The organism is Humibacillus xanthopallidus, from assembly GCF_044793955.1.
Lineage (GTDB): Bacteria > Actinomycetota > Actinomycetes > Actinomycetales > Dermatophilaceae > Humibacillus > Humibacillus xanthopallidus_C.
Map to the genome: position 1 here is coordinate 2,669,249 of NZ_CP084995.1, position 15,239 is coordinate 2,684,487.

16 protein-coding genes are annotated in these 15,239 nt (G+C 71.7%); 4 read left to right on the forward strand and 12 right to left on the reverse strand.

The window, feature by feature from the left end; translation table 11 throughout:
* Positions 1-14 precede the first annotated feature (14 nt).
* The 3 genes from LG278_RS11885 to LG278_RS11895 all read right to left on the reverse strand — a co-directional run bounded on the left by LG278_RS11885 (position 15) and on the right by LG278_RS11895 (position 5,115).
* Entirely contained in the window at positions 15-1,754 is a 1,740-nt protein-coding gene (locus LG278_RS11885) for a DUF222 domain-containing protein (protein ID WP_404387153.1), read from the reverse strand.
* Between the two features lie 143 nt (positions 1,755-1,897).
* Positions 1,898-3,157 (reverse strand): class I SAM-dependent RNA methyltransferase, encoded by a 1,260-nt coding sequence (locus LG278_RS11890; RefSeq protein ID WP_404387154.1) that lies wholly within the window; start codon positions 3,155-3,157, stop codon positions 1,898-1,900.
* A complete protein-coding gene (locus tag LG278_RS11895; RefSeq protein WP_404393631.1) occupies positions 3,154-5,115 on the reverse strand; it encodes an APC family permease in 1,962 nt (653 codons plus the stop codon). The genes LG278_RS11890 and LG278_RS11895 overlap by 4 nt, the downstream gene beginning before the upstream one ends.
* Before the next feature lie 170 nt (positions 5,116-5,285).
* On the opposite strand from LG278_RS11895, the gene LG278_RS11900 reads away from it, so the two are divergent.
* Positions 5,286-5,948 (forward strand): potassium channel family protein, encoded by a 663-nt coding sequence (locus tag LG278_RS11900; protein WP_404387155.1) that lies wholly within the window; start codon positions 5,286-5,288, stop codon positions 5,946-5,948.
* A 21-nt stretch (positions 5,949-5,969) separates the two neighbouring features.
* A complete protein-coding gene (locus tag LG278_RS11905) occupies positions 5,970-6,668 on the forward strand; it encodes a potassium channel family protein (protein WP_404387156.1) in 699 nt (232 codons plus the stop codon).
* 31 nt (positions 6,669-6,699) lie between these two features.
* On the opposite strand, the gene LG278_RS11910 is transcribed toward LG278_RS11905, so the two are convergent.
* The 5 genes from LG278_RS11910 to LG278_RS11930 all read right to left on the reverse strand — a co-directional run bounded on the left by LG278_RS11910 (position 6,700) and on the right by LG278_RS11930 (position 9,638).
* The gene (locus LG278_RS11910) at positions 6,700-7,452 is read right to left on the reverse strand and encodes a DUF3159 domain-containing protein (RefSeq protein WP_404387157.1); all 753 of its coding nucleotides are present in this window, start codon (positions 7,450-7,452) and stop codon (positions 6,700-6,702) included.
* Positions 7,445-7,840, reverse strand: coding sequence for an OB-fold nucleic acid binding domain-containing protein (locus LG278_RS11915; RefSeq protein ID WP_404387158.1), 396 nt, complete (start codon positions 7,838-7,840; stop codon positions 7,445-7,447). The genes LG278_RS11910 and LG278_RS11915 overlap by 8 nt, the downstream gene beginning before the upstream one ends.
* A gap of 22 nt (positions 7,841-7,862) precedes the next feature.
* A complete protein-coding gene (locus LG278_RS11920) occupies positions 7,863-8,639 on the reverse strand; it encodes a DUF3710 domain-containing protein (protein ID WP_404387159.1) in 777 nt (258 codons plus the stop codon).
* An 86-nt stretch (positions 8,640-8,725) separates the two neighbouring features.
* Positions 8,726-9,271, reverse strand: a complete 546-nt coding sequence (gene dut / locus LG278_RS11925; protein WP_404387160.1) for a dUTP diphosphatase — start codon at positions 9,269-9,271, stop codon at positions 8,726-8,728.
* A gap of 67 nt (positions 9,272-9,338) precedes the next feature.
* Positions 9,339-9,638: a DUF4193 domain-containing protein gene (locus LG278_RS11930; RefSeq protein ID WP_141819966.1), complete on the reverse strand. Its 300-nt coding sequence runs from the start codon at positions 9,636-9,638 to the stop codon at positions 9,339-9,341.
* Between the two features lie 334 nt (positions 9,639-9,972).
* On the opposite strand from LG278_RS11930, the gene LG278_RS11935 reads away from it, so the two are divergent.
* Positions 9,973-10,158 carry a hypothetical protein gene (locus tag LG278_RS11935; protein WP_404387161.1) on the forward strand — a complete coding sequence of 62 codons (186 nt, stop codon included), beginning with the start codon at positions 9,973-9,975 and terminating at the stop codon, positions 10,156-10,158.
* Positions 10,159-10,207: 49 nt separating this feature from the next.
* On the opposite strand, the gene LG278_RS11940 is transcribed toward LG278_RS11935, so the two are convergent.
* Genes LG278_RS11940 through LG278_RS11950 form a run of 3 tightly spaced genes read right to left on the reverse strand, consistent with a single transcriptional unit; the run spans position 10,208 to position 12,860 of the window.
* Entirely contained in the window at positions 10,208-11,086 is an 879-nt protein-coding gene (locus LG278_RS11940; protein ID WP_404387162.1) for an inositol monophosphatase family protein, read from the reverse strand.
* A 1-nt stretch (position 11,087) separates the two neighbouring features.
* The gene (locus LG278_RS11945) at positions 11,088-12,179 is read right to left on the reverse strand and encodes a ferrochelatase (RefSeq protein ID WP_404387163.1); all 1,092 of its coding nucleotides are present in this window, start codon (positions 12,177-12,179) and stop codon (positions 11,088-11,090) included.
* Positions 12,180-12,221: 42 nt separating this feature from the next.
* Positions 12,222-12,860, reverse strand: a complete 639-nt coding sequence (locus tag LG278_RS11950; protein ID WP_404387164.1) for a trimeric intracellular cation channel family protein — start codon at positions 12,858-12,860, stop codon at positions 12,222-12,224.
* A 141-nt stretch (positions 12,861-13,001) separates the two neighbouring features.
* On the opposite strand from LG278_RS11950, the gene sepH reads away from it, so the two are divergent.
* Positions 13,002-14,501: a septation protein SepH gene (gene sepH / locus LG278_RS11955; protein WP_404387165.1), complete on the forward strand. Its 1,500-nt coding sequence runs from the start codon at positions 13,002-13,004 to the stop codon at positions 14,499-14,501.
* Between the two features lie 41 nt (positions 14,502-14,542).
* Here sepH and LG278_RS11960 read toward each other — a convergent pair whose 3' ends face one another.
* On the reverse strand, positions 14,543-15,235 hold the full coding sequence (locus tag LG278_RS11960) for a thymidine kinase (protein ID WP_404387166.1): 693 nt from the start codon (positions 15,233-15,235) through the stop codon (positions 14,543-14,545).
* Positions 15,236-15,239 lie beyond the last annotated feature (4 nt).

Below are 15,239 nucleotides of genomic sequence, written 5' to 3' on the forward strand. Positions count from 1 at the left end.
AGACGTGCCTGGGGTCAGGCAGCCTGCTCCCTCACATCGGCAGGCCTGGTGACGTAGGTGCGGCCCGTCGGTGCCGTCCACGTGCAGACGCCGTGCGCGTCCATCACGAGCAGCCAGCCGGCGTGGTGCTTGAAACCGTGGTGGGTGCGGCACAGGCACAACAGGTTGTCCTCGCTCGTCGCGCCGTCGGGGTGGCGCACGACATGGTCGAGGTCGCAGCGTCGAGCGGCCACGGCACACCCGGGGAACCGGCACGTTCGATCTCGATCTCGGATCCGTTGGGCGAGAGCGGCATTCGGGCGATAGACGGATGGATCCCGGGCGACGGTCACGCCGGTGAGGGCGTCGGCGCGCGTCACCCGCAGGCGGATGTCAGGGTCGGTCAGGATGTCGACCAGCGTGGATGTCAGGACCCAGCCGGCTCGAGGGTCACGGACTCCCACCGTCGGTGGGCGCCATCGGCCCAGCCGCAACTGGTAGCGCTCGAGCATCCGTGCGGCCAGCAGCTCCCACTGTAGCCGTGCCACCTCCTGCTGCTGGAGCACTACCAGGTGCGCAGCGGACTGCTCCGGCATACCGCCGAGGGCAGGGCTCCCCCGCGGAGCGAGCTCGGACCCGATGGCCTGCCACGCGGCCAGGTCGGGACCGACAACGTGCTCGAGCCCGTGACGCTGGATCGTCGCCGCATCGAGCCCGTGCGCGGCCTCTGCCTGCGAGTCGGCGTCGGCGACATGCTCGGTCGACGCTGGGAGCGGTAGTGAGTCTGGAGACATTTGAGAGGACTCGGGCTGTGCGGGCTGCGGCGCAGCATCGTCGAGGTCGCAGCCCGGGACGGCGGCGACACCCGCGCCGGCGGCGTCGGTGAAGGTCGGCACGATGAGCTCGACGGTCGTCGTCACCTGGGCCGAGCCCAGGAGAAGGTCGGCGAAGGCATCGGCGCGAGCCTGGTCGATCGAGCGACCGGGATCGGCCCGCACGTATTCGTGAGCCAGCGCGTCGATGGCGGCCCACGCCTGCATCGAGACGTAGGAGGGCAGCGAGGCCGTCCACCAGGCCATGCCGGGATCAGCGCCCGGAGACAGGCGCACGAACCGATCGTCCACCCCTCGCTGGGCACGCTGCTCGATCGCTCCGGCATCGATGAGCGCAGCGGTGCGCTCACACAGCCGCCGCAGACGGGCCGGGGTCATCTCGGCCAGCCCCGGCACGCTGGTGATCGCCGCGTCGAAGAGGGCCCGGGCGCCGACCTGCACGAGCTGCGCCACGTCGACGATGACCCGGCTCTGTCGGCTGTCGAGGAGACCCTCAAGGGCCATGGTGCGCGTCAGGGGCAGCTCGTCGACGAGACAGAGCGCGTCGGCCACCCGGGACTCGGCCGACCGCGGGGTCAGCCGCAGCAACGGCGCCACGCTGGAACCGACGATCTTGACCGAGCTCGGTCGGTGCTCGGTGCCGTCGGACCACCCGCCGTCGAGGTCGGCGAAGTCGAGCTCCTCGGACCGCACTCCGGCCGCGAGTGCGAGGTCCTGCATCGCTGAGAACACGTTGGACGCCCGCTGCGTCACGGCCAGGACCGCCTCGGCGCCGGCTGGGTCGAGGCTGCGCAGCCGCTCCGGGACGATGCGCGCCACGACTGCTGCCTGGGCCGCGGCGGGCAGGGCGTCGAACACCGCGGCCGGCATCCTCGTGACGGCCTCGAGCGCAGCACCGGGCGAGACCTCTGGGGTCTCGGTGGGTGCTGTCCGTGTGGCCATGATCGAACACTAGTACGAACCACCGACAGTCCCCCACGCTCCTCCACACCCTCGAAGAGCCAGCAGGATCCGGCGTGAACACCCGGCAACACCGCCCCGGAACTGCGTTCGTCACCTGGCGGGTCGCCGATGGGCCCGGCGAACTACGGACGCGTGGGCTCGAGCACCGCGATGCACTCGACGTGGTGAGTCATCGGGAAGGCGTCCCACGCCTCGAGCGAGACCATGGAGTAGCCCTGCTCCCCCGCCGTCCGCACGTCGCGAGCCAGTGCCGCCGGGTCGCAGGCCACGTAGACGATGCGGCGCGGGTGCAGCTCGGCGACGAGCCGCACGACGTCCTTGCCGGCGCCGGTGCGGGGCGGGTCGAGCACGACGAGGTCGGCGCGCACCCCCTGGCCCACGAGCGAGCGCAGCTCGCGGTCGACGCGGTTGGCACGCCACTCCACGCCCTCGAGGTGCTCGGTGTTGCGTATGCCGTTCTCGACGGCCCGCGCGTCACCCTCGACTCCCAGCACGGAGCCTCCGGGCGCGACGAGCTCGGCCAGGCGCATCGTGAAGAGGCCGGACCCTGCGTAGAGGTCTGCCACGAGATCGCCCGGCTGCGCGTCGATGAGTGCGACGACCCGCCCGAGGAAGGTGGAGGCGGCGCCCGGGTGCACCTGCCAGAAGCCGCGCGCCGCGACGACGTACTCGCCCTCCCAGTCGCCCTCGCGCACGAGCTCTCCGACGAGGCCGCCAGCCGGGTCAGCGCCGGGAGCTACCGGCAACGGGACGAGCACCGGCTCGTCCGGGTGGGCGGCGTCGATGACGTCGACGGACTCGATGTCGGGCCAGTCGGTGTCGAGTACGCCCGACTCGATGACGCCGCGCGTGGCGATGAGGCAGTCGTCGACCGGCACGATCGCCTTGGACCGGTGCTGACGCAGGCCCGGGCGACCGAGGTCGTCGACGGCGAACTCGACCCGGGTGCGCCACCGCAGTCCGTCCTCGTCACCGGGCACGGGCTGCACCTCGACGTCGACGTCGAGACCGGCGAGCCGCGAGAACTGCTCGCGCACCACGTCACCCTTGAGCCCGCGTTGCACGTCGAGGGCGGCGTGCTGGAAGTCGCACCCTCCGCAGAGGCCGGGGGCGGCACACGGGCAGGGGGCCTCGACGCGACCGGGCGCCGCCTCGAGCACTGAGACGGCGTCAGCCCGCACGAAGGAGTCGCCGACACGACCCTCGGTCACCCGCGCCACGACCCGCTCGCCCGGCAGCGTGTGCCGCACGAAGACGACCTGGCCCTCATACCTTGCGACGCAGTGCCCACCGTGGGCTACCGGGCCGACGTCGACGGTCCACTCGCGTCCGACGAGGGACTCGCCCCCCTCCCCGCGCTCGCGGGTGCGGCGCTGGCTCACAGCGCTCCCCCGCGCACGGAGCCCGGAATCGGCGGCTCGTCGATCCAGTCCCGCTCGGCGCCTTCGGACGACTGGAGCTGCCAGGGCACGCTGACGACCATGACACCCGGGGTGAATAGCAGGCGCGCCTTGAGGCGCAGCGCGCTGTGGTTGTGCAGCACCTGCTCCCACCACCTGCCGAGGACGTACTCGGGGAGGTAGACGGTGACGAGGTCGCGGGGGTTGCCGCTGCGGATGGAGCGCACATAGTCGAGCACGGGCTTGGTGATCTGGCGGTAGGGCGAGGCGAGCACCTTGAGCGGCACGGGGATGTCGCGGCGGTCCCACTCCGCGAGCAGCGCCTGGGTCTCGTCGGCGTCGACGTCGACGGTGACCGCCTCGAGGTAGCTGGGCCGGCTGGCGCGTGCGTAGGCGAGGGCTCGCATCGTCGGCTTGTGCACCTTGGAGATGCAGACGATGGCGTGCACGTGGCTCGGCAGGGTCGGGCGGTCGACCTCCCAGTCGATGGCGAGCTCGTCGCGCACCCGGGAGTAGTGCTTCTTGATGCCGAGCATGAGCACGAAGAGCACCGCCATCGCGAGGATCGCGTAGCGCGCGCCCTGCTGGAACTTCGTGAGGAGCACGACGAGCAGCACGAGCGCCGACATCGCGGCCCCGACGGCGTTGATCGCCCGCGAGCGCTGCATCCGGGCCCGCTGCTTGGCGTTGCGCTCGAGACGCAGGTGGCGCGTCCAGTGCCGCACCATGCCGGTCTGGCTCGTCGTGAAGGAGACGAAGACCCCGACGATGTAGAGCTGCAGCAGCGCGTTGACGTTGGCGCGGAACACGACGACGAGCAGCACCGCGGCCGCCGCGAGGATGAGGATGCCGTTGGAGAAGGCGAGCCGGTCGCCGCGCGTGTGCAGCTGACGCGGCAGGAAGCCGTCGCGCGCGAGGATCGAGCCCAGCACCGGGAAGCCGTTGAAGGCCGTGTTGGCGGCGAGGAAGAGGATGAGGCCGGTGACGACGGTGACGAAGACGACGCCGATGTGGAAGTCGGCGAAGACCGCCTCGGAGAGCTGCCCGATCGCCGTGTGCTGCACGTAGTCGTCGCCGACCGGCTGGCCGTTGCGCACCAGCTGGCTCGCCGGGTCCTCCGCGATCTTGATTCCGGTCCACTGGCTGAGCGTGATGATCGAGGCGAGCATCGTGATCGACAGGGCCCCCATGAGCAGCAGGGTCGTCGCGGCGTTCTCGCTCTTGGGCTTGCGGAAGGCCGGCACGCCGTTGCTGATCGCCTCGACCCCCGTCAGGGCCGCGCAGCCCGAGGAGAAGGCGCGCAGCAGCAGGAACGCCGCGGCGATGCCCGTCAGCTCGTCGCCGCTCTCGGACAGCAGCGTGAGGCCGGCGCTCTCGGCGGGCTCCAAGGTGCCTGTCAGCTTCTGGACGAAGCCGACGATGCCCATCCCGATGATGCCGAGCATGAAGAGGTAGACCGGCACGGCGAAGGCCTTGCCCGACTCGCGCACTCCGCGGAGGTTCATCGCGGTGAGGAACACGATGATGGCGACGCCGACGATGACCTCGTTGCCCCGCACGAAGCCGAAGACCGTGCCGGCGTTCTGCACGCCCGAGCTGACCGAGACGGCCACGGTCAGGACGTAGTCGACGAGCAGCGCGCTCGCGACGGTGAGCCCGGCCTTGGGGCCGAGGTTGACGGTGGCCACCTCGTAGTCGCCGCCGCCCGAGGGGTAGGCGCGCACGTTCTGCCGGTAGGAGGCCACGACGATGACCATGACGAGGATGACGGCGATGGTGATCTGCCAGCTGTGGGTCATCGCGAAGGCGCCGCCGGCAAGCCCGAGCATGAGCATGATCTCGTCAGGCGCATACGCCACGGAGGAGAGGGCGTCGCTCGCGAAGATCGGCAGGGCGAGTCGCTTGGGAAGCAGCGTCTCGCCCAGCTTGTCGCTGCGCATCGCGCGACCGAGGAGAAGTCGCTTGAGCAGCGATCCCGAACGTGGCACGGACGACACTGTATGCCGGAACGCCTCCTCCCACAGACCATCCCCGGAGCGCGTCCGCGGGGTGGTCACCACCATCTGTTGACGCGCGATGGGCGGCCGCCGCACGGTGTAGCGTCGCGTCCGTGCACTTCGTGATCATGGGTTGCGGCCGCGTCGGGTCCACGCTCGCCCGCACCCTCGGACGCAGCGGCCACGACGTTGCCGTCATCGACTCCGACGCAGCAGCCTTCCGGCGGCTCGGCACGTCGTTCGACGGGCAGACCGTGACCGGCATCGGCTTCGACCGGCGCACGCTCGTCGCGGCAGGCATCAAGGACGCCTACGCGTTCGCCGCCGTGAGCAGCGGTGACAACTCCAACATCCTCGCCGCCCGCGTCGCCCGCGAGACCTTCGGGGTCGAGCACGTGGCAGCCCGCATCTACGACCCCCAGCGCGCCATGGTCTACCAACGCCTCGGCATCCCGACGGTGGCGACGGTGCGCTGGACGGCCGACCAGATGATCCAGCGCCTGCTGCCCCAGGGCGCCGTGCCCGAGCTCACCGACCCGAGCGGCAAGATCGTCATCGCCGAGGTGCCGATGGCCGAGCAGTGGATCGGGCGGCGGCTGACCGACGTCGAGGAGCAGACGGGCGCCCGCATCGCCTACGTCACGCGGCTCGGCGAGGGCACCCTCCCCCGCCCCGACATGATGATCCAGCAGGGCGACCTCGTGCACCTCGCCGTCGTGCGCGAGGACCTCGCCCGGGTCGAGCGTCTCTGCGACCAGCCGCCCGCGGCCCACTGACCCACCCAGGAGAAGAACCGCATGCGCGTCGTCATCGCCGGAGCCGGGAGCGTCGGCCGCTCCATCGCCCGTGAGCTGCTCGCCAACGGGCACCAGGTGCTGCTCATCGACAAGGACGCCGACGACGTGCAGGCCTCCCGCGTGCCCGAGGCGTCCTGGCTGCTCGCCGACGCGTGCGAGCTGGCGGCGCTCGAGGAGGCACGCCTCGAGGCGTCCGACGTCTGCGTGGCGGCCACGGGTGACGACAAGGCCAACCTCGTGCTCTCGCTCCTTGCCAAGACCGAGTTCGGCGTGCCGCGCACCGTCGCCCGCGTCAACAACCCCAAGAACGAGTGGATGTTCGACGAGTCGTGGGGGGTCGACGTCGCCGTGTCGACGCCGCGCCTCATGACCGCCCTCATCGAGGAGGCCGTGAGCATCGGCGACCTCGTGCGCATCTTCGAGTTCCAGCAGGGCCGCGCGTCGATGGTCGAGATCACCCTCCCCGACGGCAGCCCCTTCGCCGGCCGCCGAGTGGGCGACGTCGACTGGCCGGCCGACACCGTCCTCGTCGCGATCATCCGCGAGCAGCGTCCACTGGCACCGACGCCCGACGACGCGATGGAGGCCGGTGACGAGCTGCTCTTCATCACCACGACGGAGCAGGAGTTCCGGCTCCAGGATCTCGTCGCGCCGGGGACCCAGCACCACCAGCGCTCCACCGAGGATGACGAGGTCTGACCTGCGCGGGCCCGGGTCGGCCGAGACCCGCTCAGGTGGCGCGGCTCGGGTCGATGGGGGTGCGTCCGCGCACGAGGATGGCGCCCATCGCCGTGATGGCGAGCAGGTAGGCGGGCCACCCGAGCACGACCTTGGCGACGCCGAGCGCCGCCACCTGCTCCGCGAGGTAGAGCGGCACCATGATGGCGAGCCGCACGATGTTGAGCGCGATGAGCACCCACGCGAGCCGCATGGCGACCGTGACGATGCCGCGGTGGCGACGCCACCAGGTCGGGTCCTCGGCGAAGGCCTCCGGCTCGGCGACGCCGACGACGAAGCCGAAGAGCGGCCACCGGATCAGGTTGGTCACGAGCAGCAGCACGAGCAGCCCGGCGTTCTGCAGCATGCCGGGCAGGAAGGCGTCCTCCGCCTTGCCGGACCGCAGCGCAAAGAAGGCGGAGATGCCGATGCCGACGGCGGCATACGCGATGAAGCGTGGGTCCTGACGCTGGACGAGACGCACGACGAGGAAGGCGGCGACGCACGCACCGGCCACGAGCAGGGCGGTCCGCAGGTCCTGGGTGGTGGACCACACGAGGGTGAAGGCGAGCACGGGGATCGCGGACTCGACGGCGCCGCGCCAGCCGCCGATGGCCTCGGAGAGCTTGTCGCGCAGCAGGTCCTCGACGGTCTCGTAGCGGCGCAGGTCGAGCTCGGACCGCGCCACGCCGTCACCCTCGCCGTGACTCACCGCGCCCGCACCGGGCAGTGGCGTGCGGGGCGGCTGGGGGTCGGCCTCACTCATGCGCTCGACCCGCTCGACCGAGGATCTCGTAGGCGGGGTTGAAGATCGTGGTCACCTTGCGCTGCCGGGTGACCCGGCCGGTGGCCTGGAGCTTGATGCCGGGCTCGATGCCGGCGATGCGGCGCCGGCCGAGCCAGATGAGGTGCAGTGAGTCGCTGCCGTCCCAGAGCTCGACGTCGAGCGCAGGAGTCTCGTCGCGCGGTCGCAACGTCACGGAGCGCACCTCGCCGCAGACTGTGACAAGGGTGCGCTGGGTGACCTCGCCGATGTGGATGACGCCGAGGTCGTCGGACTCGCGACGCAGCTCGGCGGCCTCGAGCTCGTGCGCCGGGCTGGTGAGGCGATCGGAGAGGCGGCGCAGCACGCCGGGCTTGGTGGAGGTCACCATGACCTCTGGCTGAGTCGGGCCATCAGCGCACCTCTGTGATCTCGGGGCCGCGCTCGAAGGGGTTGAGGTCGGCGAGCTGGGGCGACTCGGGCTCCGACGGCGCCTCCGCGGCCTGGGCCGCCTCGTCGGCAGGCACCTCCGGCAGACGCAGCGGCAGCAGCTCGCGCGGCGGCATCGCGTCGCCGCCGCGGTCGATGACCGTGGTGCGGATGACGTCGTGCACGGCCTCGGCGGCCTCGGGCTCGATGGCCGCGCGGCCGCTGACGACGGCGCGCAGGAACCAGCGCGGCCCGTCGATGCCGACGAAACGCGCGGGCATGAAGACGGTGCGACCGTCGGGACCGGCCTGGGGCATCCGGGTGAGCAGCTCCTCGCCGAACTCGCCCGTGACGACCTCGGCCGTGCCGCCGGAGTCGACGATGCTCGCGGCGATCTCGTTGCGGATGTCGATCCAGACGCCCTCGGTGCGCGGGGCGGCGAAGGCCTGCAGCTGGACGGCGGAGTCGCCGATCACGGCGGTGACGCCGGTGATCTGCTGCTCCTGCTCGTTGACCTCGAGGCGCAGCTCCATGCCCGGGCTGCCGCGCAGCCAGATGGCGCCGAGGTTGAGGTAGTCGCTGTCGTCCTCGATCTCGCTGCGGTCGAAGGGGCGAGAGGTCGGGGTCGCCGCGTCGGAGGCGTCCTGGTCGTCGAGGTCGCCGCCGTCGGTGGCGTCGCCCATCTGGCCGTCGCCGTCGACCGCATCGTCGATCGGCTGGTCCTTGGACTTGCCCCTGCTGAAGAGTCCCACGTCCCTCATCCATCCTTCGTGCTGTGCCGTCACCCGGCAAACTCGCGTGCGCCCGGCGAACGGTATCCGATGATCGCTGCTGGATCAGTCCGGGATCACTCGGAGGGCGGGGGCGTCGTCACCGCGGTGTGTCCCGCCGTCGGTGGCTCCGCACCGAAGCCTCCGGTGGATCCGTGTCCAGTGTCCCCCCTGCTGGTCTCGGTGAGCGAATCGACCGGCACGAAGACGGGGCGCTCGACCCGCTGCACGACGAGCTGCGCGATGCGGTCGCCGCGCCGCACGGTGAAGCTCTCGTGCCGGTCGAGGTTGACGAGGTTGACGAGGATCTCGCCCCGGTAGCCCTCGTCGACGGTGCCCGGCGCGTTGACGATCGAGATGCCGTGGCGCGCAGCCAGCCCCGACCGCGGGTGCACGAAACCGGCGTGCCCGGCGGGCAGGGCGATCGCCACCCCGGTCGGCACGAGCACCCGCTCGCCGGGAGCGATCGTCACCTCGACGGCCGAGCGGAGGTCGGCCCCGGCGTCGCCGGGGTGGGCGTAGGCGGGGAGCGGGAGCCCGTCGTCGAGCACCTTGACCATGACCTCGAGGGCCCGGTCGGCGGTGGCCTCAAGGTCGTCCGGGAAAGCACAAGGGTCGGTCACGAGGACCGACCCTACTTGCTTGCTACCGACCTGCACGCCGGCTTGGCACGGCATTGCGCGACACCGATCAGGCGGCGCACTCCGTGCAGATCATCATGCCGTTGCTCTCCTTGGCGAGCTGGCTGCGGTGGTGGACGAGGAAACACCGTCCACACGTGAATTCGTCTGCCTGCTTGGGCAGGACGCGGACCGACAGCTCCTCGCCGGACAGGTCAGCGCCCGGCAGCTCGAATCCCTCGGCCTGCTCGGTCTCGTCGACATCGACGCTCGACGAGGACTTGTCGACCCGCCGTGACTTGAGCTCCTCGATCGAATCCTCGTTGAGCTCGTCGTCGGTCTTCCGCGGCGCGTCATAATCAGTTGCCATCGTGCTGTCTCGCTTCCCCTTCGTAGGGCGCCATGCGCTCTGTGACGCCAAGAACGCTCGTGGTCGTGCGCTTGTTCCCGCTGCTCCCCACCGGAGTTAACAGCCCCGAAACATCTCGACGTGCGCGTATGGTGCCCGATGCGACGGTGTGCTGTCACCTCGGCCCGGTCAAGGCCTGAGACGAGGTGCCCGACTTGACCCTTCACCTGTCCAATTCCGACCAAGAGTTCACCGGTCCTTTGCCATCTGCCGACTGTCCGGCAGGCACAGTGGGGGTCCTACGACGCGGTAGGGTCTCCGGACCCACCGATCGACCCCCGGCCCGGAGGTGCACATGACCGAGTTCGTCGAGCAGATCCGCCTACGCGTGACCGACGCCCTGACCGACCTGGCGCAGGCGCGCGCCGCCGGCGACGACTACCGCGTGCAGGTGCACACCGGCGAGCTGGAGTCCTTTGCCCGACTCGCCGAGGAGAACGGCGTGCGGGTTCCCGAGCTCGAACCCTTCCGGGCCGCCTGAGCCACCCACCCGGCTGAGCCTGCCGGCCGCCGGGACCCCTCGCCCGACGTCAGGGTGCCTCGCTGACGAAGAGCCGGCGCACGGGCTCGACGAGGGCAGGTCCGGCGGCGACCGTGAGGTCCTTGCCCGGCGCATCCTCCCGTCCCACGACGACCCCGCCCGCCTCCTCGACGATGAGCCACCCGGCCGCGAGGTCCCAGGCGTTGAGCCCCGACTCGGCGTAGGCGTCAACCGACCCCTCGGCCACGCGCACGAGGTCGAGGGCGGCGCTGCCGATGCGCCGGATGTCGCGCACCTGCGGCAGCACCCGGGTGAGGATCTCCGCCTGCCGGGCTCGCACCTCGGCGGCGTAGCCGAAGCCCGTGGCGACGAGGCTGCGCCCGAGCCGGTCCTCCTGCGAGACAGTGAGACGCCGAGGCGGTGCACTCTCCGGCGCACTCTCGATCGTCGCCTCGGGCCTCGTCCACGCGCCCGCACCACGCCGCGCGTGGTGCACGAGCCGCAGGCTCGGGTCCGAGATCGCACCCACCACCGGTGTCCACGTGCCCTCCCCCGACGCGTCACCGACGACGACGGCCACCGACACGGCATACGCCGGGATGTCGTAGAGGTAGTTGACGGTGCCGTCGATGGGGTCGATGACCCAGGTGAGCCCCGAGCTGCCCGTCACGTCGGCGCCCTCCTCGCCGAGGATGCCGTCGTCGGGTCGCGCCTCGAGGATGAGACGGTGCAGCAGCTCCTCCGAGCGGCGGTCCATGACGGTCACGACGTCGGTGTCGGTCGACTTCGTGTCGGCGACGCCGAGGCGGTCGGGGCGCTCGTCGCGGATGAACCGGCCCGCGGTCGTCGCCAGCTCGATGCAGAGCACCTCGAGGGCCGCGAGCTCGTCGCCGGTGGGGACGGGGAGGTCGGGGGTCGCGGCGCCCATCTCAGTCGCGCCCGCAGAGAGCCGGACGGGCCTGGCGCAGGTTGGGGCAGCAGCCCGGCTCGCACACGGACGGTCGCCGACCCTCGTAGTCGGGAACCCCCTCGCCCCGCTCCTCGGCAGCGCGCTCGACGAGGGCGTCGACGAGGTCGGTCACGAAGCGCTGGTCGGTGCCGACGGTCGGCACCCGCACGAGCGCGACCCCCACCTTGTCGGCCGTCTCCCTGGCCTCGGTGTCGAGGTCGTAGACGACCTCCATGTGGTCGGAGACGAAGCCGATCGGGGCGACGACGACCGTCTTCGTGCCGGCAGCGGCCAGCTCCTCGATGCGGTCGTTGACGTCCGGCTCGAGCCACGGCTGGCTCGGCGGTCCGGAGCGCGAGCAGAAGACCAGCTCGCCCGTGAGGTCGCGCCCGAGGATGCCGTTCGCGCCCTCTGTGATGGCGGACGCGAGCGCGAGGTGCTGGCGCTGGTAGAGGTGGCCCTCGCCGTCGCCGGGCCCGGAGGTCTCGTCCATCGTCGACGGGATGGAGTGCGTGACGAAGAGCAGCGCGATCTCCTCGTCGGGAGCGCCGTCGAGCGCTCGCATCGACTCGACGAGCCGGCCGAGGTTGGCCACCTCGAATCCGGGCCGGGGGGCATACGGCCCGACCTTGTCGAGCTGCAGCTCCAGGCCCTCCTCGCGCACGGCGCCGAGGGCGTCGGCGAGGTTCTCGCGGTACTGCCGGCAGGAGGAGTAGCAGGAGTAGGCGCTCGTCGTGACGACGAGGATGCGCCGGTGCCCCGCGGCGTGCGCCTCGCGCAGGGCGTCGTCGAGGAAGGGCGGCGAGTTGCGGTTGCCCCAGAGGACCGGCAGGTCGAGCCCGCGCGCGTCGAGCTCTGCGCGGAGCGAGGCGATGAGGGCACGGTTCTGGTCGTTGATCGGGCTGCGCCCGCCGAAGTGGTGGTAGTGCTCCCCCACCTGCTCGAGGCGCTCGTCGGGGATGCCCCGGCCGGCCGTGACCCGGCGCAGGAAGGGCATGACCTCCTCGGGAGCCTCGGGTCCGCCGAAGCTCAGCAGGAGGACGGCGTCGTACGGGTCGAGGGAGGTCTGCATGACTTCACTTTCGCGTGGAGTGGGAGTGGCGTCGAGGGCAGGTCAGGTGGGTCTGCCCGGACGCAGTGGTGTAGGGGCGTTGAGGTCGAGCCGCACGGCGACGAGGCGGACGACGAAGACGAGGCCGGCGGCGGCCCACAGCATCCACATCCGCAGCACTCCCTGCTCCACGGCGACGACGACGATGACCGACCCGAGGAGGGCGGGCAACGCATACAACTCGCGGCGGAGCACCTCGGGCACGTGGCCGGCGAGGATGTCGCGGATGACGCCACCCCCGACGGCGGTGATCACCCCGATGAGCACGGCGGCGATCGGCGACACCCCGAGGGTGGTGGCCGCCTTGAGGCTGCCGGCGACGGCGAAGGCGGCCAGGCCGCCCGCGTCGAGCACCTTGACGAAACGGCCGATCCGCTCGATGCCGGGGTGGAAGAAGAAGGTGGCGAGCCCGCCGAGGGCAGCAGCCGTGAGCAGGCGCCAGTCGCTGATGCCCACGGGCGGCACGTCACCGATCAGCACGTCGCGCATGATGCCGCCGCCGAGCGCTGCCGCACACGCCAGCACGAGCACCCCGAAGAGGTCGAAGCGCTTCTTGACCGCGACGAGGCCCCCGGAGAGTGCGAAGACGAAGACGCCGACGAGATCGAGGGCGAGCTGGGCGGAGGCGAAGTCGGTGGGCATGGCAGAGCAAACGCTACCCGCGCGGCGTGGGCGCTTTGGTGGGCACCCGGCGCGGTGGCATGCTCGACGCGTTCCCCTCATGATCCGTTGACACCACAGGCACGCCACGACCGCAGATCCGTTCGACCGGGAGACCCACCCATGCAGGACCTCACGCTCATCGGCGTCCACGAGGACGGCCTGCACCTGCTGCTGGCCGATGCCGAGGGCAACCGCTACACGGTGCCCCTCGACGACTCGCTGCGCGCTGCCGCCCGGCGTGACCGACCGCGCCTGGGGCAGCTGCAGATCGAGCTCGCCGGTGGCCTGCGGCCCGCAGCCGTGCAGTCGATGATCCGGGCCGGGCTGACGGCCGAGGAGGTCGCCGAGCGCGCGGGGTGGACGGTCGAGAAGGTGCACAAGTACGAAGGTCCGATCCTCGCCGAGCGTGAGCACGTGGCCGGGCTCGCCCGCCAGGTGCGGCTGCGGTCGCGCGGAGGCTCGCACGGAGCGTCGACGACGCTGGAGGCACGCGTGAGCGAGCGCCTGCGCAGCCGCGAGATCGACCCCGCTGCCGTGCGCTGGGACTCGCGTCGGGCAGACAAGGGCGAGTGGATCGTCTCCCTCGCCTTCGCCGCCGGGGGGCGCGAACGCGAGGCCCTGTGGCGCTTCGACCCGCTCGCGCGCATCGTGGCCGCGCTTGATGACGAGTCCCGCTGGCTCAGCGAGGACGACGACACCCCGGCTCCCGGACCGCTGCCCGCCCCGCACCTGGCGACGCCGTCCCGCCCCGCCAAGGTCTATGACGTCGAGGCCGAGGGTGGGGTGGGTGCTCCGTCGGGGCGTGGCCGCTCCAGCCGGCCGACGGCCTCGGCGCGCAGGTCGACGACGAGGCCCCCCGCGGAGGCCGCGGCGCCGGCGCCTGCCGCACCCGTGGGCTCCCCTGCTGCGGCACCCCACGACGGGACGGATGACGGCCAGCCGCTCGACCTCGTGGCCGCGATGCGTCAGCGCAACGCCCAGCGAGGCCGGCGACGTCGCCCCCGCGGCGCCGACGTGCCCGGCCTCGACGAGGCACCCGAGGAGGCGCTGCCGCTCGAGGAGCTGGCCCTCGACCCTCGCGACCACGTGCCCCCGCCCGCCCAGCACCCCCACCCGGACGACGAGGACGAGCCGGCCACCGGCTCCGCTCCCGCCGAGCCGCTCGCCGACGCCGCTGTGCCCGAGGTCCTCGACGACCACGATGCCGCCGACGTCACCGGTGACACCGATGCGGTCGCGGCGGATGGCGACGCCACGCGCGACGAGGACGACCGCGAGCCCGACCTGACACCCACCGAGGTCGCCCCCGCGCCTGCCCCCGCGCCCGCACCTGCCCCCGAGCCCGAGCCGACCCCCGAGCCCGAGCAGCCGCCCGCACCGCGGCCTCGTCGCGCCGACCGCACCCAGCCGGTCCGCCAGACCGCGCCGGCCGTCCGCGAGAGCAGCGCGTCTGACGGGGCGTCAGGGGGGGACGACGACGGCCACGAGCTCATCGAGGAGCAGGTCGCCTCGCCCGCCACCGCCGACCGTCCCGCAGCACCTCGTCCAGCCGCTCGCAAGGGCGGCCGGCCGAGCGTGCCCAGCTGGGACGACATCATGTTCGGCCGCAAGGGCGACTGAGCCCTCCCGGTCCAGCCGCCGGCTGACTCGGGTCGAGGCGGTCAGTCGGCCTGCGTGATCGGCAGGGGCGGCAGCGGGCACACCTCGAGCTCGAAGGGCAGCACCTCGGCCGACTGCGCGCTCGCCCGGGCGGCGTGTGACGTCATCCGGCGCATGTAGTGGCGGCGGCAGAGCACCTCGTACTCCACGACCCCGGGCTCCGCGGAGTTGGTGTCGCCGACCACGACCTGCTCACCCTCGATGACCATGGCGCCGTCGACGACACGGGCGTTGGTCGTGGCCCGGCGGCCGCACCAGCACAGCGCCTCGACCTGGAGCACCTGCACGCGGTCGGCCAGCTCGATGAGCCGCTTGCTGCCGGGGAAGAGCTCGGTGCGGAAGTCGGCGGTGATGCCGAAGGCGAAGACGTCGACCTCCATCTCGTCGACGATGCGGGCCAGCTGCTCGACCTGCTCGCAGGTGTAGAACTGCGCCTCGTCGCAGATGAGGTAGTCGATGCGCTGGCCGGCCGTCGCCCGCGAGACCACCCCCTCCCAGAAGTCGAGGTCGTCACCGACCTCCAGGGCCCCCGTCGAGAGGCCGAGGCGGGAGGACAGCACGTTGCTGCCGGCGCGGTCCATCTTGGTGAAGATGAGCCCCACCCGCCCGCGCGCCGCATGGTTGTGGTCCATCTGGAGGGCGAGGGTCGACTTGCCGCAGTCCATGGTCCCGGAGAAGAAGACGAGCTCAGCCACGGTG